The organism is Pseudomonas citronellolis (assembly GCF_900112375.1).
GTDB lineage: Bacteria > Pseudomonadota > Gammaproteobacteria > Pseudomonadales > Pseudomonadaceae > Pseudomonas > Pseudomonas citronellolis.
In genome coordinates this window covers 18,275-39,764 of the sequence record NZ_FOLS01000025.1, presented here as the reverse complement: position 1 = coordinate 39,764, position 21,490 = coordinate 18,275, and the positions used below count along the sequence as shown (strand labels likewise).

General features: G+C 71.6%; 11 protein-coding genes. 1 reads left to right on the top strand and 10 read right to left on the bottom strand.

What is annotated here, in order from left to right:
* Window positions 1-6 precede the first annotated feature (6 nt).
* The 10 genes from BM060_RS22000 to BM060_RS21955 form a co-directional block, all read right to left on the bottom strand.
* Window positions 7-750 carry a fimbrial biogenesis chaperone gene (locus BM060_RS22000; protein WP_074982980.1) on the bottom strand — a complete coding sequence of 248 codons (744 nt, stop codon included), beginning with the start codon at window positions 748-750 and terminating at the stop codon, window positions 7-9.
* A 51-nt stretch (window positions 751-801) separates the two neighbouring features.
* Complete coding sequence (locus tag BM060_RS21995; RefSeq protein ID WP_058072749.1) at window positions 802-1,350, bottom strand: fimbrial protein; 549 nt, start codon at window positions 1,348-1,350, stop codon at window positions 802-804.
* A gap of 238 nt (window positions 1,351-1,588) precedes the next feature.
* Window positions 1,589-2,239, bottom strand: a complete 651-nt coding sequence (locus BM060_RS21990) for a response regulator (protein ID WP_043272408.1) — start codon at window positions 2,237-2,239, stop codon at window positions 1,589-1,591.
* 63 nt (window positions 2,240-2,302) lie between these two features.
* Window positions 2,303-5,530, bottom strand: a complete 3,228-nt coding sequence (locus BM060_RS21985; RefSeq protein WP_245322967.1) for a hybrid sensor histidine kinase/response regulator — start codon at window positions 5,528-5,530, stop codon at window positions 2,303-2,305.
* 107 nt (window positions 5,531-5,637) lie between these two features.
* Entirely contained in the window at window positions 5,638-6,837 is a 1,200-nt protein-coding gene (pvrR, locus tag BM060_RS21980; RefSeq protein ID WP_058072747.1) for a response regulator cyclic di-GMP phosphodiesterase PvrR, read from the bottom strand.
* Complete coding sequence (locus BM060_RS21975) at window positions 6,834-9,632, bottom strand: ATP-binding protein (protein ID WP_074982974.1); 2,799 nt, start codon at window positions 9,630-9,632, stop codon at window positions 6,834-6,836. Before BM060_RS21975 ends, pvrR begins: the two co-directional genes overlap by 4 nt.
* A gap of 76 nt (window positions 9,633-9,708) precedes the next feature.
* Window positions 9,709-11,751 carry an exodeoxyribonuclease V subunit alpha gene (gene recD / locus BM060_RS21970; RefSeq protein WP_074982970.1) on the bottom strand — a complete coding sequence of 681 codons (2,043 nt, stop codon included), beginning with the start codon at window positions 11,749-11,751 and terminating at the stop codon, window positions 9,709-9,711.
* Complete coding sequence (recB, locus tag BM060_RS21965) at window positions 11,748-15,428, bottom strand: exodeoxyribonuclease V subunit beta (protein ID WP_074982968.1); 3,681 nt, start codon at window positions 15,426-15,428, stop codon at window positions 11,748-11,750. The genes recD and recB overlap by 4 nt, the downstream gene beginning before the upstream one ends.
* On the bottom strand, window positions 15,425-18,913 hold the full coding sequence (recC, locus tag BM060_RS21960) for an exodeoxyribonuclease V subunit gamma (protein ID WP_074982966.1): 3,489 nt from the start codon (window positions 18,911-18,913) through the stop codon (window positions 15,425-15,427). Before recC ends, recB begins: the two co-directional genes overlap by 4 nt.
* Window positions 18,914-19,765: 852 nt before the next feature.
* A complete protein-coding gene (locus BM060_RS21955) occupies window positions 19,766-20,668 on the bottom strand; it encodes a LysR substrate-binding domain-containing protein (RefSeq protein WP_043272401.1) in 903 nt (300 codons plus the stop codon).
* 139 nt (window positions 20,669-20,807) lie between these two features.
* Here BM060_RS21955 and BM060_RS21950 point away from each other — a divergent pair, with 139 nt between their 5' ends.
* Complete coding sequence (locus BM060_RS21950; protein WP_074982963.1) at window positions 20,808-21,410, top strand: glutathione S-transferase family protein; 603 nt, start codon at window positions 20,808-20,810, stop codon at window positions 21,408-21,410.
* Window positions 21,411-21,490: the final 80 nt, after the last annotated feature.

Here is a 21,490-nt window from a genome sequence, read left to right as displayed (position 1 = left end):
CCGGGGTCAATGCAGGCTGGCGGTTCGTTCCGGGGCGGCGCCGTAGTCGCTCATCCAGCGGTAGCGCACCTGCCCGGCGCCCGTGCCGCCGGCGAAGCCGTCGAGGGCGAAGGTCTGGCTGGCGAAGGGCGCGATCATCCCGCCCGCCGCCTTGTAGTCGCGGCCGCCCTGGACCAGGGTCAGGCCGCTGTAGGACAGGTGGTAGGGGCTGGAATTGTCGCCGCGCAGGGCATAGCCCGCGCCCTGGCGCACCAGCTGCCAGCGCACCTGGCCCACCGCGCTGCCCACGTCGCCGGGCAGCCCGGCCGGCCGGTAGAACAGCTTCAACCGCGAGCGCACGGCGATCTGCATGTAGTTGGCCTCGGCGCCCTGGGGCATGGGCGGCACTTCCAAGGCGTTGAACCAGAACAGCGACTCGCGGTCCTGCGGCAGCTTCTCGCCGGTGAACATCAGGCGCACGCTCTGGCCCTTCCGCGGGTCCAGGCGGAAGATCGGCGGCGTGATGAGGAAGGGCGCGTTGGCGGTCTGCGGCGTGGAGCGTTCGTCGCCGCGGTCGGCCCAGACCTGCATCAGCACCGGCTGTTTGCCCTGGTTGGTCAGGCGCAGGGTGACCTCGCGTTCCTTCGCCGGGTAGATCACCCGCGTGCCGTCGATGACCACCCCGGCGCGGGCCAGGGGCGCGCCGAAGGCGAGCAGCAGGAAGCCGGCCAGCAGCCAGGCCGGCCGCAGCGAGGGGAAGACTTGTTTCATGGGTACCTCGATGCCCGGGGCGGAGCCTCGGGCAGGTCGATCACGGGTGGATCACTGGTAGATCAGCTGGAAGTTCGCCTGGGTCGCGACGTCACCCGCGCCAGCCCCGCCGGCCGCGGAGAAGTAGCGGGCGTAGTAGTTCAGGTTGATGTCGCCGCCGGACACGTCGGTGGACTCGCCGCGGGCCACCTGGGCGCTGTAGCTGTCGTTGTGGATGTTGATCGGCTGCTGGTTCTTGTCCAGCAGCTGCACCGCCACGGCGCTGGCGCCGCCGGTGTTGACCAGGTTGCCGTTCATGTCGACGTTGGCGTCCGGGACGAAGGCGATGGACACGGTATCGGCGCCGGTGCCGGAGCTGCCGGTGCAGCCGGAGACCTTGACCGAGAACGGGGTGATGCCGGTGTTGCTGCCCGGGTTCTGCAGCAGCGACTTGTCGACGTTGGGCAGGGTCACCTGGACATTGCCCGAGCCGGCGTCCACCGAGCAGGTGGTGTCCACCACCTTGCCGGTGATCTGGATCTGCCCGGTCTGGGCCGCCTGGGCGTTTAGCGACAGGCCGGCGCCGGCCACGATCAGGGCGGCGAGCAGGTTCTTGTGCATGATCGAACTCCAATTGAATGCGGTTGCGCTGGCTGCCTGCCGAGCGGCAATGGCCCGCCCGAGGAACCCGAGCCACTCGAAGGTTCCTCGCCACCGCCTTCCAGCGCAGTGGCGATGGAGGGCCGGCAGCCTCGACGCCGCATACTTTAGGGAGTGCGCAGGAAGGCTTTAATCAGACAAATCTCAAAGGAATTTCAAACTCTTCCTATGGATGTAACGAGAAGATTCCTACAGCCTCTCACTGGAAGAGCTCGGCCTTGATGCAGAAGGTCAGCAGCGCCTGGTCGCTGTCCACCTCCAGCTTGCGCATGGCGGCGATCTTCTGCGCGCTGACGGTCTTCACGCTGCGGTTGAGCACCCGGGCGATGTCGCGCACGCTCAGGCCCGAGACGAAGTGGCGCAGCACTTCGTACTCCTTGGTCGAGAGGCTGGCGATGCGCCCCTCGATGTCGTCGCCGCCGGGCAGCACGCTGTTCGGGTCCTGCATGCAGGCGCCGCGGTAGATGCGCCCGCCGGCGATGGCGTCGAGCGCCGCGAGGATTTCCTCCGGGTCGCTGCTCTTGGGCACCACCCCGGCCACGCCCAGATCGTAGAGGCTGGAGAAGATCAGGTTGTTGCTGAGCATGGTGTAGATCAGCACGCGGGTGCCCGGGAACTGCCGCAGCAGGTAGCCGACCAGCTTGAGGCCGTCGCCGTACTGCTCGTCGCCGGGCATGTTGTAGTCGGCGATGACGATGTCCGGCGCCAGCTCGCCGTACAGGCGCACCAGTTCGCTGGAGTTGGCGGCCATGCCGACGATGGAGAAGCGCGGGTCCCCCTGCACCACTTCGCGCACGCCCATCCGTACGATCGAATGATCATCGGCCACCACGATTCTGAGTTTTTCCATAACGGTCTCTTGGTCATGCCTGTTGCCCGCCGCAGCGACGGGCCGTCCTTCTCAGCTTAGCCCTCAGAGGCTGCACAGAGCCTCGTCGATCCGCGCCAGCAGGCGCGCCACCCGCGGATCGTCGCAGTCCACGCGGCCTTCCCCGAGGCCCTCCTCCAGCAGCCGGCAGCTGCGCACCAGGGCCTGCCCGCGCACCACCGCCAGGGCTCCGGCCATGCGGTGCAGGGCCTGGCACAGCGCCGCCGCGTCGCCCGCCTGGCGGGCCTGGGCGGCGCTTTCCAGGTCCTGGCGCATGGTGTCGACGAACAGCCGCAGCATGTGCGCCGGCACCTGCAGCCCCGCCGCGGCCTGCGGCGCCTGCGCAGTGCCAGCCGCCGCGCCGGCCGTCGCCTCGGGCGCCACGCCGGGCGCCGCCAGCGCGCGCAGGGTGTCGTGCAGCACCTGCAGGCTCAGCGGCTTGACCAGCCAGGCGTTCATCCCCACCGCCCGGCAGCGCTCGCCCTCCTCGCGCATGGCGTTGGCGGTCACGCCGATGATCGGCAGCGCCAGGCCGCGCTCGCGCAATTCGCGGGTCAGCTGGTAGCCGTTGCAGTGCGGCATGTTGACGTCGGTGAGCAGCACGTCGAAGGTCTCGCCCTCGAACTGCCGCAATGCCTCGCGGCCGTCGCCGGCCAGGCGCACCTGGCAGCCCAGCTCCTCCAGTTGCTCGCGCAGCAGCACCTGGTTGACCGGGTTGTCCTCGGCCACCAGCACCCGCAGGCCGAGCTTGCCGAAGCGCGGCGGCTCGGCCACCGCCGGCAGCTGCTCCTCGCCGTTCTGCGCCAGCGCCAGGGCCCGGGCGATGCCGCGCAGGCTGAGCGGGCTGACGCACCAGGCGCCGCGCTCGAACTGCGGCTGGCCGGCGGCCTCGGCCAGGACGCGCACCCGCGGCCCCGACCAGTCGCAGCGCTCCAGGGCATCGGGAAACAGCTCCAGCAGCACCGTCGTCGCCTCGCTGCCGGGCGGCGGCTCGCCGGGCAGCACCAGGCAGCCCCAGCGCTGCAGCCAGGCCTCCAGGCAGCCGGCCAGCTCGCGCACGGCGCCGCGCAGGTAGACCGGCCCGGATTGCAGCTGCACCTCGGCCAGGGCGCTGCCGCCCTCGCCGCTTTCGGGCAGGTCGAGGAACAGCGAGAAGCTGCTGCCCAGGCCCGGCTCGCTGACCAGGCGCAGCTCGCCGCCCATCAGTTGCGTGAGCCGCGAGCAGATGGCCAGGCCCAGGCCGGTGCCGCCCAGGCTGCCGTGGCCCTCGGCGACCTGGAAGAAGGGTTCGAACAGGCGCGGCTGCAGGTGCTCGGGAATGCCGATGCCGGTGTCGGTGACCTGCCATTGCAGGCGCACCCGCTGCCCGCTGCGGCCGAGCACCTTCAGGCGCAGCACCACGCGGCCGACGTCGGTGAACTTCAGCGCGTTGCTCAGCAGGTTGTTCAGCACCTGGCGCAGGCGCGCCGCGTCGCCGTGCAGGCGCGCCGGCACCTCGGCGTCGATGCAGGCGTACCACTGCAGGTGCTTGGCCGCGGCGCCGACGGCGAAGCCGCGCATCACTTCCTCGGCCAGGTCCAGCGGGCTGAAGTCCTCTTCGGTGAGGAGCATCTGCCCGGCCTCGATCTTGGACACGTCGAGGATGTCGCTGATCAGTTGCAGCAAGGTCGTCGAGGAGCCCTGGATGGCCTGCAGGTAACCGCGCTGCTGCACGTCCAGGCTGGTCAGGGCGAGCAGTTCCAGGGTGCCCAGCACGCCGTACAGCGGCGTGCGGATCTCGTGGCTCATGTTGGCCAGGAACAGCGTCTTGGCGGCGTTGGCCGAGTCCGCCGCGCGCTTGGCCTCGGCCAGCGCGCCCTGGGCCTGGTGGTAGGCGGTGATGTCGCGGAACACGCAGAGCAGCGCTTCCTCGCCGTGGTAGCGGGTGGCGGCGAAGGCCGCCTGCAGGTACAGGCCGTCGTTGCGGATGCACAGCTCGCCGTGCTGCCAGCCGCCGTCGAACAGCCGCCAGTCGCGGGCCAGGGCGAGGATGTCGGCCTCGCTGCCCAGCCACTGCGCGGCCAGCTGGTTGTGGATGATCAGCTGCTGGCCATGGCGGCCCAGCACGCACAGGGCCACCGGCGCGGTGTCGATCACCGTGCGGCTGAAGGCATCGCTCTCCACCACCCGCAGGTGCGCCGCGCTGGCCGGCCCCACCACCCGCCGCGCGTACCAGCGCACGCTGTACAGGCCGATGCCCACGCCCGTCAGCACCAGCGCCGGCAGGCTCAGCAACAGCCACTCCAGGTTGCGGAAGAACAGCGTGTAGTCCACCCCGTAGACGGCAACCCAGCCGCCGTGGGGCTGGCTGCGCAGCTTGAACAGCATGCCGCGGCTGCCCAGGCTCAGGCCGTCGTCCAGCTCCGCCGGGCGCGGCGGGCCCATCAGTTGGCGGCCGTCCGGCGCCAGCAGGGTCAGCTGGCCGAACAGCGGGCGCAGGAGGGTCTGCTCGTAGTCGTTGATGCGGTCCAGGTCGAGCAGGCTGGCGGCGATCACCTGGCGCTCGCGCTCGCCTTCCCACCACAGGCTGTCCGGCAGGTCGACGGTGACGTAGCCGAGCAGCGCGCGGCTGTCGCCGTGGTAGGTGTCGGCGCGGCCCCAGTGCACCTGGTAGTCGTGCGCGGGGGGCGGGCGCTCGCGCACGCCGGCGGCGACCCGCGCGGCCACTTCGAGGAAGGTGTCGCGGGCCAGCCCGCCGCGCCCCGGGGAGCTGGCCAGGGCCGGCACCGCGATGCTGGTGGTGCCGTCCAGGTCGAACAGCAGCGCCTGCGGCGCCGGGTAGCTGGAAGTGCTCCAGACGCTGGAGTAGAAGTTCGCCAGCATCACCCCGAGGGAGAACGGCCCGGTGGAGACGCCGTCCGCCGGCGCGTGGTCGCGGGCGGCCAGGGTGAAGGGCATGGCGAAGGAGAACTCGCGGCCCTCGTAGACCTCCATCGGCCCCTCGCGCCATTGCAGCGAGAGCTGCAGCGGCACCACGTCCTGGTCGCGCTTGCGCGTGGCCTCGTCGCTCTGCTGGGCGATGCGCAGCAGGAACGCCTCGTGCTCGCGGATGTCGCCCATCAGCCGGGAGAAGTGGAAGTCGATCTTGTCGTACTCCTCCTGCAGCACGCGCTTGATCGCCCAGAAGCTCACGCCCACCAGCCCGAGGCTGAGCGCCAGCAGCCCGAACAGCCAGAAGTTCAGGCGCTGCGAGCTGCGGGCCAGCTTGCCGATCGAGCCTTCGTTGTGTTCCAAGGTGCAATGGGCTCCGCGCATGAAACATGCAGAACATGATTCGCTGACTGTAGATGGCCCCGGGCGAGCCCGCGAGGCTGCGCCGCCGGCGCGGCGCCGGACGAGGCTCAGGGAGCCCCCGCCGGCCCGTCTTCGTGCAGCAGGCGGTCGAAGGCCTCGGCGCACACCGCCTCGGAGATCAGGAAGCCCTGTACCCGGTCGCAGGCCAGGCGCCGCAGCAGGCTCAGCTCGGCGGTGCTCTCCACGCCTTCGGCGACCACTTCCAGGCCCAGCCGGTGGCCCAGGGCCACGGTGCTCTCCAGGGCCGCGGCGAGGGATTCGTCCTCGACGCTGCCGTGCACCAGGGCGCGGTCGATCTTCAGCTCGGTGAAGGGCGTCGACACCAGGTTGTACAGCGAGCTGTAGCCCTGGCCGAAGTCGTCCTGGGCCAGGCCGAAGCCCTTCATGCGCAGGCGGCAGGCCCCGGCATGGTAGTTGCCAGGCCGGCGCGTGGTGCTGCTTTCGGTCAACTCGAAGCACAGCGAGGCCGGCTCGCCGCCCTGCAACACGACGAAGTCGGCCAGGCGGTCGGGCAGGCCGGGGTCGTCCAGCAGGTGCGTCGGCAGGTTCACCGACACCGGTATGCGGTAGCCCTGCTGGCGCCAGCCGGCCTGGGCGCGCAGCGACTGCTCGATCATGGTCCACAGCAGCACCTGCTCCAGGCCGTGGCGGGCCAGGTCGTCGATGAAGGCGCCGGGCAGCAGCAGGCCGTGCTCCGGGTGCAGCCAGCGCACCAAGGCCTCGGCGGCGACGATGCGCCCGTCGCGCAGCGACTTCTTCGGCTGGAACCAGGCCTGCAGCTCGCCCCGCGCCAGGGCCAGCAGCAGTTGCGAGCGGCTGAAGCAGGTCGCCTGCCGGCCCGGTTCGCGCGCGGCGCCCTGGCGCTGGCCGAGGCGCTCCAGCAGCCGCGCGATGGCCGCCGGCGGCGCCGGCTTGGCGATCAGGTCGAGCACCGACAGGCCCAGCGCCCGGGCCGCCTGGCAGGCGCCGCCGAGCACCCGCTGCGGCGCCGAGCTCATCAGCGCCAGCTGCGGGCGCCACTCCAGGGTGGACAGGTGCTGGATCAGCTGCACGCCGTCCATCCCCGGCATCAGCAGGTCGCTGAGCACCAGGTCGAAGCGCTGGCGCTCCAGGCGCTCGATGGCCTCGGCGCCGTCGGCGGCCGCCTCGAGGTAGCACACGCCCTGGGTGCGCAGTTGCTCCAGCAGGTACTCGCGCTGGAAGGCCTGGTCTTCGACGACCAGCACCCGGTAAGGCAGGGGGTTCATGAAATCTCCTTCGCTGCCGCCAGGCAGCGGTACAACGTCTCCAGGTCCACCGGCTTGAGCAGGCAGTCCTCCATGCCGGCGGCGAGGCAGCGCTCGCGCTCCTCGCGCATGGCATTGGCGGTGGCCCCGATGATCGGCTGCTGCCAGCCGCGCTGGCGCAGTTCGCTGGCCAGCTGGTAGCCGTCCATGCGTGGCATGTTGAGGTCGGTGAGGACCACGTCGATGTCTTCGGCGCGCCCGCGCTGCAGGGCCTCCTGGCCGTTGCCGGCCAGTTCCACGCGGCAGCCCAGGGCGTTCAGCTGGTCACGCAGGATCAGTTGGTTGATCTGGTTGTCTTCCACCACCAGCACGCGCAGCCCCAGCAGGTCGCGCGCGGCGCCCGCCGGGCGTTCGCGCTGGGCGCCGCCGCTGAGGCAGCCCTGGGCCAGCCCGATGGCCCGGCCCAGGGCGCCCAGGCTGTGCAGGCCGACCAGCCAGTCGCAGCCCAGGCGCGCCGGCTGCAGGTGCCCTTCGGCGCTGAGCACCACGCGGCAGCTCGGCCAGCCCTCCGGCGGCGCCGCCGCCGGGCCGTGCAGGCGGACCTCCACCAGCACCGACTGGTCGTCGGCCTCGGCCAGCAGCTGCGGCGTGGCCATCCGCGCCCGCGCGCCCCAGCGGGCGATCCAGCCGCACAGCGCCTCGCCCAGCTCGCGCATGGGCGAGAGCACCAGCACCGGGCCGTCCTCCAGTATCGGTTGCGGCGCCGCGGCCTCGACCGGCTCCAGCGGCAGGCTCAGGGTGAAGCTGCTGCCCAGGCCGAGGTCGCTGACCACCCGCAGGCGGCCGTGCATCAGGCGGGTGAGGCGCTTGCAGATCGACAGGCCCAGGCCGGTGCCGCCCACCTGGCGGGCGCTGCCGCCAACCTGGTAGAAGGGCTCGAACAGCCGCACCTGCTCCTCGGCGGCGATGCCGCAGCCGCTGTCGATCACCTGCCAGTCCAGGATCGCCTTGCCGCCCTCCTCGCCGCGCTGGCGCACGCGCACCAGCACGCGGCCGCTGTCGGTGAACTTCAGCGCGTTGCTCAGCAGGTTGCCCAGGATCTGGCGGATGCGCGTGGCGTCGCCGGACAGGCGCAGGGGCAGCTGCGCGTCGATGCAGCTGAACAGTTGCAGGCCCTTGGCCCGCGCCGCCCCGGCGAAGGACTGGACCACTTCCTCGGTCAGCTCCAGGGGCGAGAATTCCTCCGGCTCCAGCACCAGTTGCCCGGCCTCGATCTTGGACACGTCGAGCACGTCGCTGATCAGCTGCAGCAGGGTCGAGGAGGAACGCTGGATGGCCTGCAGGTAGCCGGTCTGCTGCAGATCCAGGCGGGTGCGGCCGAGCAGTTCCAGGGTGCCCAGCACGCCGTACAGCGGCGTGCGGATCTCGTGGCTCATGGTGGCCAGGAACAGCGTCTTGGCCTGGTTGGCGGCGTCGGCCAGCTGCTTGGCGCGGGACAGCTCGGCCTCGGCCTGCTTGCGCGCGCTGATGTCGCTGAAGGCGCAGAACAGCACGTCCTCGCCGTTGTAGCGCGTCGGCGTGTAGCTCAGGTACAGGTGACGCCCGCCGCCCACCGCCAGTTCCTCGCAGGCCGCGCCGCCCTCCCTGGCGAAGGCCTGGGCGATCCAGCGCGCGCCGTCGCGGGGGATCACCTGGCCGCCGTCCAGCCACTGCTCGGCCTGGGGGTTCTCCAGCACCACCGCGGCATCGGCGCGGCGCAGCACGCACAGCGCCACGGGGGCTGCGCGGATGACTGCGCGGGAGAAGGCTTCGCTTTCCTTGAGCGCCTCCAGGCGCTGCTGCGCCGGGCGGATCAGGCGCTGGTCGATGCGCTGCCCCAGGCGCTGCAGCAGCAGGCCGGCGGCCAGCGCCAGGCCGCTGGCCAGCAGGATCGGCAGCCAGAGGGCGACCAGCAGCTGGCCGACGCCCTGGTGGTAGACCAGCGCCCAGTTCGAGGCGCCCAGGTGCTTGAGCAGGGCCACCTGCAGGGGAATCGGGCCCAGGCCGACGAAGTCGAAGCAGTCGCCATTCCACAGGTTGCGGAACACCTCGCCGTCGGGGCTTTCGGCGGGGCTGGAGAAAACCACCCGGTGCCGGCGGTCCAGCAGCAGGTAGTCGCCGGCCTCGGGCCGCTGCAGCGCCGCGTCGAGGTCGTCGCCGCGGATTTCCAGGCCCAGCCAGCCGTCCTCCAGGCGCTTGAACAGGAACAGCCGCCCCAGCGGGTCGCCGGGGTCGGCCAGCCAGCGCGTGCCCGGCCCCGCCCCGGAGCTGCCCGCCAGGGCGGCGAGCACGCCGGCCGGCAGCGCGGCGTCGGGGTGGCCCGCCTCGTTGAGCCGGCTGACCTGCGGCGTAGCGCCGGACGCCACGTGGATCAGCCCCAGGCGCTTGTCGCGCAGCTCGGCCAGGTCGCCGGGGAACAGCAGCAGCGCCCGCGCGGCGCCAGGCAGCGGCAGCAACAGCGGCGCCGGGCCTTCGCCGGGCCAGGCCGGCAGCCGCGTGGCCGCGCCGGCCGGCGTGGCCAGCGGCAACTGGCCGCGGCCGAGGTAGTCGAGCAGCGACTCGCGCTGGCTGAAGTACAGCTGCGCCTCGTACATGGCCGCGTTCATGTCGCGGCGGCGGATCGACACCTCATGGTTGAACGCCATGCTCAGGGCGAACGCCAGGCTGCACAGCAGGCACAGCAGCAGTGCGCCGCTGAGCAGGCGCAGCAGTTTGCGGGCGGCGCTGGGAGTGGAAAAGGAGGCGTCCAGCGGACGAAGGAATTGTCCTAACTTCATCCTGTCAGCTTGTAGGCAATGACCTCAATCTGACATCAGACAATTCTAATTGTGATGCCTATCGCAATTTTGCCCCTCAAGCTTCCAGCAACCCGCTGGCCCGCTGCACCCGCCGCTCGATGGCCGCCTCCAGCACCCACTGGCCGCGTCCGGCGCTGGCCAGGCTGAACCAGCTGCGCGCGCGGGTGATGCCGGTGTAGACCAGCTCGCGGGTGAGGATCGGGTTGAGCGCGTCGGGCAGCACCAGGGCGGCGTGGGTGAACTCCGAGCCCTGGGACTTGTGCACGGTCATGGCGAACACCGTTTCCACCGCCTGCAGGCGGCTGGGCAGCACCCACTTGATGCCGCCGCGGCCGTCGGCGAAGGCCACGCGCAGCGGCCATTTGCGCTCGCCGCCCTCCTCCCGGGGCAGCGCCAGGGTGATGCCGATGTCGCCGTTCATCAGGCCCAGGCCGTAGTCGTTGCGCGTGACCAGCAGCGGGCGGCCGAGGTACCAGGCGCCGCCGTGGGGCTGGATCAGCCCCTCGTCCTGCAGCAGGTCGGCGATGCGCAGGTTCAACCCGTCCACGCCCCAGGGGCCGCGGCGCAGGGCGCAGAGCACCTGGAACTGGCCGTGGGCGGCGAGCACGCGCCCGGCCCAGGCGTCGAAGTCGGCCTGGGCGGCGTCCGGCGCCGGGCGGGTGTCGCGCAGCACCTGCAGGTAGTGGCGGTAGCCCTGGGGCGGCGCCACATCCGGGCGGGCGGCGGCGTCGAGGAAGTAGCGGCCGCCGCCTTCCACCACCAGTTCGCGCAGGCCGCGGTCGTCGCGGGCGTCCAGGGCCAGGCGCGCCAGGTCGGCGTAGCCCCGTTCCCAGACCGCGCGCATGGCCGCCACGTCGCCGGCGTTGACCGCCTCGGCGAGCTGGCCGATGCCGCTGGCGGAACTGAAGCGGTGGCTGTGGCGGAGCATGGCCACGGCCTGGTCGAGGGGCTGGCCGTGGGCGTCGAGCAGATCATCGTCGACCTGCTCGCCGCTGACCGCCTGCAACCAATCGCGGGTCGCCGCACGGTAGTGGCCCTCGCGGGCGCGGCTGCACAGTTCGCCGAGCACTGCGCCGGCCTCCACCGAGGCCAGCTGGTCCTTGTCGCCGAGCAGGATCAGCCGCGCCTTGTCCGGCAGCGCGCCGAGCAGCGCGGCCATCATTTCCAGGTCGACCATGGAGGCTTCGTCCACCACCAGCAGGTCCAGCGCCAGCGGGTTGCCGGGGTGGTGGCGGAACTGCCGGCTGTCCGGGCGGCTGCCGAGCAGGCGGTGCAGGGTGGTGACTTCCTTGGGCACCTGCTGGCGTATCTGCTCGCCGTTGGCGAAGGCGCCGAGGTCCAGGCGGTCCACGGCATTAGCGATGGATTCGTTGAGCCGCGCCGCCGCCTTGCCGGTGGGTGCCGCCAGGCGGATGCGCAGCGGCCGGCCACCCTCGCCGCCCAGGGCCAGGCTCTGCAGCAGCGCCAGCAGGCGCACCACGGTGGTGGTCTTGCCGGTGCCGGGGCCGCCGGTGACGATGCCGAAGGCGTTGCCGGCGGCCAGGGCGCAGGCCAGTTTCTGCCAGTCCGCCGGGGCGCCGGGGCGTTTCGGGAAGAGCGCGTCCAGGGCCTGGCGCAGGGCATCCACCGGCAATGCCGCGCGCAGGGCCTCGCCGCGGGCCAGGCGCTGGTCGATGCCGGCGCGCACCTCGCGTTCGTACTGCCAGTAGCGACGCAGGTACAGGCGCGGGCCGGCCAGCACCAGCGGCGTGGCGCCGGGGCCCTCGCCCACCAGGCGCAGGTCGGCCAGGGCGGCCTGCCAGGCGGCCAGGTCGAGGCCGTCGAGCAGTTCGCCGGGCAGCGTCAGCGGCGTGCCTTCCAGTTCGCCGTCCGGCGGCAGCGACAGGGCGAAGCGGCTGTCGGCGAGGGTCGCGGCCAGGTCCAGGCACACGTGGCCGCGACCCAGCTGGTGGCTGGCCAGGGCGGCGGCGAGGATCAGCAGCGGCTCGGCGTCGGGCGCCTGTTCCACCAGGAAGGCGGCGAAGGCGCGGTCCAGCTCGCGCAGCCAGCCGCGCCCGGCCCATTGGCCGAGCAGTTCCAGCAGTTGCTCGCGGGTCATGCCGGCACCTCCTCGGCGTGCTGGCTGAACAGCGCTTCCAGCGCCTCCATCAGCGCCTTCGGCGGGCGTTCGTGGAACACGCCGTGCTCGCCGCCGCGCAGGAACAGGTAGAGCGCGCCGCCCACGTGGCGGTCGTAGTCGTAGTCCGTCAGGCGCGCCTTGAGCAGGCGGTGCAGGGCGAACAGGTAGAGCGCGTACTGCAGGTCGTAGCGGTGCTCCAGCACCGCCGCGCGCAGGGCCGGCGCGGTGTAGGCGGCGGCGTCGGGGCCGAGCCAGTTGGATTTGTAGTCGGCCACGTAGTAGCGCCCCTCATGTTCGAAGACCAGGTCGATGAAGCCCTTGAGCATGCCGCCCAGCTGCGTCGGCTGCAGCGCCGGGCGCGCCTCGCCGGGCAGCACGTGGGCGCGCACGGCGGCGTCGAGGCGGGTGCTGTCGGTGGGTTTCACGGCGAACCAGAACTCCATTTCCTTCTGGTAGCTGGCCAGCGCCGCCAGTTGCACCGGCGCCGCGCCGGGCACCGCCAGGCGGGCCTGGAGGAAGGCCGGCAGCCACTGCGCCAGGGGCTCGATCCAGGCTTCCCAGCCGCGCAGCTGGCAGCGCCGGGCGACCAGGTCGCGCAGTGCCTCGGGTTGCTCCGCCACGGCGGCGAAGCCCTCGTCGGCGGCCCATTCCAGCAGGCCGTGGAGGAAGCTGCCGGGGTTGGGCCCGCGCGGGAAGGCGTGCAGGCTGCCGGCGGCCGGCGCGGCCTGGGCCAGTTCGGCCGCGGCGCTGTCGGCGTCGCCTTCGCGCAGGGTGGCCTCTTCGGCGCTGATGGGTTCGCTGGCCGGCGCCGGCGCGTCGCCTTCGGCGTCCAGGGTGGCCAGCGCGGAATAGCTGGCGATCCACCATTTCTCCGCCACCCGCCGCTGCGGCTCGCGGGCCTGGCCGAGCAGGCCGGCGCGGGCCTCGTCGTAGGCCGTGGCGTCCACCGCCGGCACGGGCTCGATGCGGATGCCGGGGCAGCCGCCGCCCAGGGCCTGCAGGCAGCCGGCGAAGCCGTCCAGGGCGATGGCCGCGCCGCCGCCGAGCAGGTAGCCGAAGGCGCCCTTGTGCAGCTCGGGGCTCTTCGCGTTGCCCGCCACCAGCGGCGCCACGCCCAGCCACAGAGCGTGGCGGGCGCGGGTCAGAGCCACGTAGAGCAGGCGCATGTCCTCGCCCAGGCGTTCGTCGTTGGCCAGGCGGTAGGCGGCCTCGGCCAGGTCCTTGCCGCGCGCCAGCTCGATCACCTTGCCCTCCTCGCCCTGGAAGCTGGGCGGCGTCTGGCTCTTGCCGTCCAGTTCCTTCCAGCTGCAGATGAACGGCAGCAGCACCAGCGGGTATTCCAGGCCCTTGGACTTGTGGATGGTCACCACCTTGATCAGGTCGGCGTCGCTTTCCAGACGAAGGATTTCCTCGCTCGACGGGCTGGCCAGCTGCTCGGCCAGCACCCGCAGCAGGGCGTGCTCGCCGTCCAGCTCGGCGGCCTCGCGCTGCAGCCATTCGGCCAGGTGCAGCAGGTTGGTCAGGCTGCGCTCGCCGTCGGCGCGGCGCAGCAGCCGCGCCGGCAGTTCGAAGTCGGCCAGCAGCCGGCGCAGCATGGGCAGCACGCCCTGCTGCTGCCACTGGCTGCGGTAGTCGCGGAAGCGCATGAGCATGCCTTCCCAGAACTGTTCGTCCTGGTTCAGCCGTTCCAGGGTCTGCCAGCCCAGGCCCAGGGTGCGGGTGGCCAGGGCGCTGCGCAGCAGGGCGTCGTTGCCCGGCTCGGCGCAGGCGCGCAGCCAGTGCAGCAGGTCGCCGGCCTCGGGGCTGTCGAACACCGAGTCGCGGTCGGACAGGTAGACGCTGGCCAGGCGCCGCGCCGCCAGTTCCGCGCGCACCGCCTCGGCCTCGCTGCGCCCGCGCACCAGGATGGCGATGTCCGCCGGGCGCAGCGCGCGGCCCGTGCCATCGGCCTTGTACAGCCCGGCGCGGCCCTGCTGGGCGAGGCTCAGCCAATGGCGGATGGCGCTGGCGGCGCCGGCGGCCATCTGCTCGCGGTAGAGCCGGCTGCCAACCACCTGGCCGTCGTTCTCCAGTTGCCAGAGGGTCAGCGCCGCGGCTTCCTCGCCGTCGATCAGCAGGCGCTCGTCGCGGCCCTTGGCGGCCACCGCCTGGAACGGCACCGGGTTGTCGCCCTGCGCGGCGAAGCGGAAGGCGCCGCGCTCATGGCCCTCGGCGAAGGCGAAGCAGTGGTTCACCGCCTCCACCACGGCCAGGGTCGAGCGGTAGTTGGTGCCCAGGGTGTAGTGGCGCCCGGCGGTGGCGGCGCGGGCGCGCAGGTAGGTGTGGATGTCGGCGCCGCGGAAGGCGTAGATCGCCTGCTTGGGGTCGCCGATCATGAACAGGCCGCAATCCCTGGGGTTGTCGGCGATGCGGTAGATGCGCTCGAAGATGCGGTACTGCAGCGGGTCGGTGTCTTGGAATTCGTCGATCAGCGCCACCGGGAACTGCTCGCGGATGCGCTCGGCCAGGTGCTCGCCGCCGGGGCCGGCCAGGGCGCGGTCCAGGCGCGCCAGCAGGTCGTCGAAGCCTAGTTCGGCGCGGCGCTGCTTCTCCGCCTCCAGGGCGCGGCTGACTTCGCCCAGGGCGTGCAGCAGCAGTTGCGGGGCGATGTCCGGCTGCTGCTCGGCGGCCTCCAGCCAGGCATCGATGGCCTGGAACGCGGCATGCTCGGGCACCGGCGTCTTGCCCTTCACCTTGATCCGCGTCTGGCCGAAGCGGGCGAGGTTGTCCGGCGCCGCGCCGCCCAGGCTCCAGGCTTCCAGCGCCTGCAGCCAGCCTTCGAAGACGGCGTCGTCATCCTTGTTGCGGTAGCTGTTGCCGTTGAGCTGCGGGCGCAGGTCGATCAGCAGCTGGCGCAGGCCCTGGGCGTCGGCGGCCCAGGCGGCGCGGGCCTGCTGCTCCAGTTCGTCCAGGCGGGCGTAGAAGGCGCCGGTTTCCTCCAGCAGCTCGCGCAGCGAGCCGGGCGCGCTCAGCGGCTGGTCGGCATAGCGGAAGCCGGCCTCCTGCTGCGCCAGCAAGGGCTGCAGCAGGCGCGCCAGGGCCTCGGGGCCGCCCTTGTAGATATCGCCGACCACCTTCGCCGCCGGCGCCGGCAGCGGGTAGAAGTTACGCCGCCAGTAGTCGCGCACCACTTCGGCGAGCAGTTCGCTCTGGTCGGTGATCAGGTCCTGGGTGAACAGGCTGCCGCTGTCGAAGGCGTGCTCGCGGAGCATGCGGTAGCACCAGCTGTGGATGGTCGACACGGCGGCCTCGTCCATCCATTCGGCGGCCAGGCGCAGCAGGCGCGCGCAGCCGGGCCAGCGCTGCTCCGGGTAGCTGGCGCGCAGCTCGACCAGCAGCGCGTCGTGCTGCAGCGCCGGCTCGGCGAAGCAGGCGGCGGCCTCGCCCAGGCGCGCGCGGATGCGTTCGCGCAGCTCCTGGGTGGCGGCGTCGGTGAAGGTCACCACGAGGATTTCCGGCGGGCTCAGCGGCCGGCCGAAGGCCAGTTCGCCGCCGTGGTCGAGCACCAGGCGCAGGTACAGCAGGGCGATGGTGAAGGTCTTGCCGGTGCCGGCGCTGGCCTCGATCAGGCGGCTGCCGTGCAGGGGAAATTCCAGGGCGCGCAGTTCGCGGCTCATTGGCCTTGCTCCTCGTCGTCGCGGCGTTGCAGCAGCTGGTACAGCGGGCCGTAGAGGTTCTCGGCCCAGGTGGCGAATTCACCGCTGGCGTTGAGGCTGGCGAAGTCCGGGTAGACCCGCGCCAGCGCCGGCGAGGAAGCTGCCTCGCCGGTGCTGCCGAAGCCGCCGTCGTAGCGCTTGGCCGCCTCGCTGGCGGCGCGGGCTTCGTCACCGCCGGCTCCCAGCCAGGCGAAGGCCGCCTTGCAGGCCACCGGCAGCGGCCGGCGCAGGCCTTCGAGCCAGGCGGTGATCAGCGCGTCCAGGTGACCGCGGGCGATCTCCGCGGTCAGCGGCGGCAGTTCCAGGGTGCCGGTCTGGCTGACCAGCAGGCTGCGCACCGGCGCGCCGCACAGTTGCAGGCCCAAGTGGCGCACCCAGTGGCGCACCAGGCTGTGCCACTTGTAGCCGCGGCCTTCGTGCAGCTTGCCGCTGACCAGTTGCACGCTGGCCCACTGGCCCTCGGCGTTGCGCCGCAGGCCGCCGAGCCAGTCGCCCAGCTCCACGCCGCTGGCCGCGTGGCTGTGGATAAGCTCGCGCTGGCCTTCCTCGGCCTCGCTCCAGTGCTCCAGCTCCTCGCGGTAGCGCGTCAGCAGTTCGCCCAGCGGCGCGCTCAGCTCGCGGGCACTGAAGGCGCCGAAGGCCGCCAGCGGCAGGCGCCCCTCGCCGCGCAGGCGCGCCAGTTGCCCCTCGATGCGGCCGGGTAGTTCACCGTCGGCCCAGTGCTGCTCGATCCACGGGCGCAGGCGCTCGCACAGTTCGAACTGCAGCTGCCAGACCTGCAGGCCGTCGAGGGCGAAGGTTTCCTCGTCGTGGCCGGTCAGGTCTTCCTCGGCGAAGCGCACCTTCAGGCGCTGCTGGAAGAAGGCGTTGACCGGGCTGGCGAGGAAGTCGGCGAGCACGCGCAGGCCGATGGGCGCGTCCGGCAGCAGTTCGGGCAGCGGCGCCTCGGCCTGTTCCGCCGGCTCGTCGTCGCGGTGCACCTCGCGCCATTCGCGGGCGTAGGTGTAGAAGCCGTCGACGCCCTCGCCCCGGCCTTCGAAGTAGCGGCGGCTGAAGGGTTGCAGCGGATGTTCGGTGGTCAGCGCGTGGAGCAGCGCCTTGCCGTCGCCGGGCTGGCCGGGCAACGACCAGCCGGCCGCCAGGTGGTCGCGCAGCTGGCCGATCAGCACCGAGGGCGGGCGCTCGCTGTTGTCGCGGATGCTGCGGCCCACCCAGCTGACGTACAGCTGGTCGCGCGCCGAGAGCACGGCTTCGAGCAGCAGGTAGCGGTCGTCCTCGCGCCGCGAGCGGTCGCCGGGGCGGTAGTCGTTGCGCATCAGGTCGAAGTCCAGCGGCGGTTGCTGGCGCGGGTAGTCGCCGTCGTTCATGCCCAGCAGGCAGACCACGCGGAAGGGAATGGCGCGCATCGGCATCAGCGTGCAGAAGCTCACCGCGCCGGCCAGGAAGCGCTGGTTCAGGCCGCCGGCGTCGAGGCCGCCGAGCCAGGCCTCGCGCACCACCGACAGCGGCAGCGGTTCGCCGAAGGCGGCGCGCCCGCAGGTTTCCAGCCAGCGTTCGAGCAGTTGCAGCAGTTGCTGGCGCAGCAGTTCGTCGTGCTCGTCGCGGGTCAGGAAGAAGTCGTCGAGCAGCTGGCGCAGGCGCTCGCGCCAGACCTCCGGCGGCGCCGGCTCGGCCAGGCGCTCGCAGGCCTCGGCCAGGCGCTGCAGCAGGCCGGCCAGGGGGCCGAGCACGGCGGCGTCCAGGCCGCCGATCTCGGCGTAGGGCTGGATGCCCTGGAAGGCCTCGCCCTCGCCCACCGCGAAGCCCAGCAGCATGCGCCGCAGGCCGAAGCGCCAGGTGTTGGCCTCTTCGGCGGCGGGCAGGCCGAGGTCTTCGCGCTGCTCGCCGTCCAGGCCCCAGCGCACCCCGGCGCCGTCGATCCAGCGTTGCAGCAGCGGCAGATCGGCCTCGCCGATGCCGAAGCGCGCGCGCAGGGCGCCGACGTCCAGCAGGTCGAGGATTTCGCTCACCGCGAAGCGGCTGTCGGGCAGTTGCAGCAGGTGCTCCAGGGCCACCAGCAGCGGCTCGCGGCCGCGCTGGCCCTGGTCGGCCAGGGTGAAGGGGATGAAGCGCCGGTCGTCGCGCCCGAGCTGGCCGAACACCGCCTGGATGTGCGGCGCGTAGGCGTCGATGTCGGGGACCATGACGATGACGTCGCGCGGGCGCAGCGTAGGGTCGGCGTCGAAGCGCGCCAGCAGCTGGTCGTGCAGCACCTCCACCTCGCGCTGGGCGCTGTGGGCCAGGTGGAAGCGGACGGAGCGGTCCCGCGCCGGCTCCAGGGCCGGCCATTGCGTGCGGGTCTCGGCCAGCGGGCGCAGTTCGAGGATGTCGTCCTGCAACTGGCCGAGCAGGTGCGCGGGCGACTCTTCGCTGAACAGATCGATGCGCCCGCCGCTGACCTCGCCGAAGCGGCTGCGGTAGCTCTCGGGATTGTCGTACTGGTCAAGCAGGTTGATGTAGTCGCGGCCCTGCTTGCCCCAGGCCGCCAGCAACGGCTGGGCGTACTGGTGCTGGAGGTCGTCGTCCAGTTGCAGCGGCACGCCGGGGCGGCGCTGCTGGCGGCGGTATTCGTGGCGCAGCAGGTCCTTGTCGGCGACGATGTCGGCCCAGTGGTGGCGGCAGGGGTTGTGCACGCACAGCAGCACCTGGGCCACCTGCGCCAGCGCGGCCAGGGCCTCCACGGTCTGCGCCGGCATGGCGGAGATGCCGAACACCACCACCCGGCGCGGCAGGCCCCTGGGCGGCGCGCCTTCGCGCAGGCGTTCGAGGAAGCGCCGGTGCACGCCGGCGCGGCTGCCGGCCAGGCCGTCCTCGCCCACCTCCGCCAGCAGGGCGCGCCACAGCTCGGCCTGCCAGCGTTCGTCGTCGTTCAGCGGGCGGAGGTTGCCGCCGGCGGTGCGCAACTGGTCGCGGTGCTCGCTCCAGTCCTCCAGCCAGTCGGCGCGGTACACCTGGTACTGGTCGAACAGGTCGGCCAGGCGCTCGGCCAGCTGGTAGCGCTTGCGCAGGTCGGCGTCGTCGGCGAGGAAGCGGCGCAGGGCCTGGAATTCCTCGCGCGCCAGCAAGGTCGGCAGCAGGCGCATCAGGCGCCAGGTGAGCGGCGCCTTGTCCAGCACCGAGACTTCCGGCACCTGGTCCTTGCCCAGGGCGCCGCGGTAGGCGCGCCAGAGGAACTGCGCGGGCAGCTGCACGTCCAGCGCCGCGGTAATGCCGCAGCCGCCGTCGGCGACGTCGCGGCCCAGGGCCAGTTTCAGCCACTGGGCGATGCCGTTGCTCTGCACCAGGATGGTTTCGCTTTCCAGCGGCGCCAGCGGGTAGCGCGCCATCCAGGCCACCAGCAGGTCGCGCAGCGCCTCGGGGTGGTTGCCGTGGATGACCATCAGGCCGGGGCTCAGGGCTTCGCTCATCGTTTCTCCAGGTTTGCCGGGGTGCCCGGCAATTTGAGCAGAAGCCGGGGTGGGGTGGGAGGGTTTTTCCTGCGAGGGGGGATTTTATCGGGGTGGGGCGACGGTCTGTGTCGCTAAGCGCGTGCTTCGATCTTGAACTCGTCATTCCCGCGAACGCGGGACGCGGCTCCATCGCGAACAGCGCTTGCGCTGGCCCGAAGGGGAATAACCCAGTTGCCTTGGCTTGGGTGTTTCTGCGCCGCTCCGAGTTTGCCCGGCCTTCTTGTTTCGCCCCCTCGGGCGAGTCCCTTTTGTCAAACGCCACAAAAGGAACCAAAAAGGCTTGCCCCGCATACGGGCCCGACAGAGTCGGGCTACCCTCGCGAATTCCCCCGCCACGGAGGCCCGCCCCGAGGGTACGTCCCTGTAGCCCATCGGGGCTCTCGCGACATCCATGTCGCATGACCTCCTGAGCGCCGGTTTCGCTCGGCCTTCTGAAGGGGCGTTCCGGTGCACGCGGATATTCCTCTGGAAGTCCAAGAACAAACGCGCTTTTGCTTTTCGTAGGAGCGAGCTTGCTCGCGAACCCGCCAGTCACTGGGTTCCCGCGTTCGCGGGAATGACGGGTTGGGGTTAGGCGTTTCAGGAAGACTCCGAACTCTCCAACCACTCAGGACAGCCCCCTCTCCCGCTTGCGGGAGAGGGTTGGGGAGAGGGCGCTCTTGAACTCAGCACCTAAATCTCTCGGGAAATCCGTAGGTTACAAGGAAGCACGGACGTAGGAGCGGACTCCGTCCGCGATTGGGTTCACCGCCCACGCCGGACGCCCCGGTGGCGCGGCCAACGGCGGATAACCGCGGACGGTTATCCGCCCTACGATGGACGCGAATCACCCCGCCCCAGGTACTCTTCCACCTCCTCCGCCAACCACTGGGCAAACACCGCCACCTTGGTCCGCGTCTCCTCCCGCTGCGGCCACACCAGCCAGTAGGGGTAGGCGTAGGGCGCGCTGACCTCGCCCAGTTGCACCAGTTCGCCGCGGGCCAGGGCGCCGGCCACCAGGCTGCGGCGTTCGACGCTTATGCCCAGGCCCAGGCGCAGGGCTTCCACCACCAGGTTGGAGTCGTTGACGGTGAACAGGCCGTCGCCTTCGGGCAGTGCCACGCCCGCGGCCTGGCACCAGGGCAGCCAGGACTCGAAGCCGTGGATCAGCGGGCCGGCGAGGATCTGCTGCGGCGTGCGCGGCAGGCGTCCGCCGTTGAAGTGCGGGGCGCAGACCGCCAGCAATTCGTCGTCGAACAGGCGCTGCTGGGCCAGGCCTTCCCAGTGCCCCTGGCCGATGCGGATGGCCACGTCGGCCAGGCCCTGGCGCAGGTCGATCACTTCCAGGCTGGCCAGCAGGCGCAGGCGGTATTCGGGATGGCGTTCGCGGAACGCCGGCAGGCGCGGCAGCAGCCATTGCTGGGCGAAGGACGGCAGCACCGCCACCACCAGTTCCCCCTCGCTGGGCCGCGCCCGCGCCAGGCGCGTGGCTTCGGCTATGTCGCGCAGGGCGCGGCGCACCTGCAGGGCGTAGAGGCGGCCCTCCTCGCTCAGGCGCAGGCCGCGGCCCTCGCGCTGCAGCAGGGTGACGCCGAGCAGTTCCTCCAGCTGGCGCACCTGCTGGCTGACCGCCGAGTGGGTGACGTGCAGCTCGGCGGCGGCCTGGGTCACGCTGCCGAGCCGGGCCACGGCCTCGAAGCTGCGCAGCGCGGACAGGGGTGGATAGGCACTCATGTAAGTTCCGCTAACCCTTGCAGTTATAAATCGTCGATTTTTTCCGGCCTTTCAAGCCGCTAGATTTAGCGACAGCAGCGCTGCCATGCGGCCCTCACGGCCGGCTACCCCATGTAATCTCCAATAACAGGATGCCTCCATGCAACTGATCGGAATGCTCGACTCGCCCTACGTCCGCCGCGTGGCCATCAGCCTGCGCCTGCTGGACGTCGACTTCAGCCACCGCTCGCTCTCGGTGTTCCGCCACGTCGAGGAGTTCCGCGCCATCAACCCGGTGGTCAAGGCGCCCAGCCTGGTGCTGGACGACGGCCAGGTGCTGATGGATTCGAGCCTGATCATCGACCTGGCCGAACACCAGGCCGGGCGCAGCCTGATGCCCGCCGAGCCGGCCGAGCGGGTGCGCGCCACGCGCCTGCTGGGCATGGCCCTGGCGGCCTGCGAGAAGGCCGTGCAGCTGTACTACGAGCTGCAGCGCGACGAGGCCCGCCGCGACGCCGCCTGGTACGCCCGGGTGGACCAGCAGCTGCGCGCCGCCTGCGCCGGCCTGGAGCTGGAGCTGCTGACGCAGCCGCTGCCGCGCGACGGGCGCCTCGACCAGGCCGGCCTGAGCGCCGCCGTGGCCTGGACCTTCATCCAGCTGGTGCATGCCGAGCGCGTGGCCGCCGGCGACTACCCGGCCCTGCGCGACTGGACCGCCTACGCCGAGACGCTGGAGGCGTTCAAGGCCTTCCCACCGGTGTGAGCCCCGCGCGGGCGCGCCCACACTTCACCGATATTGCACTCAAACAGCAATAACATTCATTGGATATGGATCGTCACGCT

Excerpts from the sequence above, each read along its gene's own strand:
- BM060_RS22000 (WP_074982980.1), bottom strand. The coding sequence starts at position 750 with ATGAAACAAGTCTTCCCCTCGCTGCGGCCGGCCTGGCTGCTGGCCGGC.
- BM060_RS21995 (WP_058072749.1), bottom strand. The coding sequence starts at position 1,350 with ATGCACAAGAACCTGCTCGCCGCCCTGATCGTGGCCGGCGCCGGCCTG.
- BM060_RS21990 (WP_043272408.1), bottom strand. The coding sequence starts at position 2,239 with ATGGAAAAACTCAGAATCGTGGTGGCCGATGATCATTCGATCGTACGG.
- pvrR (WP_058072747.1), bottom strand. The coding sequence starts at position 6,837 with ATGAACCCCCTGCCTTACCGGGTGCTGGTCGTCGAAGACCAGGCCTTC.
- BM060_RS21975 (WP_074982974.1), bottom strand. The coding sequence starts at position 9,632 with ATGAAGTTAGGACAATTCCTTCGTCCGCTGGACGCCTCCTTTTCCACT.
- recD (WP_074982970.1), bottom strand. The coding sequence starts at position 11,751 with ATGACCCGCGAGCAACTGCTGGAACTGCTCGGCCAATGGGCCGGGCGC.
- recB (WP_074982968.1), bottom strand. The coding sequence starts at position 15,428 with ATGAGCCGCGAACTGCGCGCCCTGGAATTTCCCCTGCACGGCAGCCGC.
- recC (WP_074982966.1), bottom strand. The coding sequence starts at position 18,913 with ATGAGCGAAGCCCTGAGCCCCGGCCTGATGGTCATCCACGGCAACCAC.
- BM060_RS21955 (WP_043272401.1), bottom strand. The coding sequence starts at position 20,668 with ATGAGTGCCTATCCACCCCTGTCCGCGCTGCGCAGCTTCGAGGCCGTG.
- BM060_RS21950 (WP_074982963.1), top strand. The coding sequence starts at position 20,808 with ATGCAACTGATCGGAATGCTCGACTCGCCCTACGTCCGCCGCGTGGCC.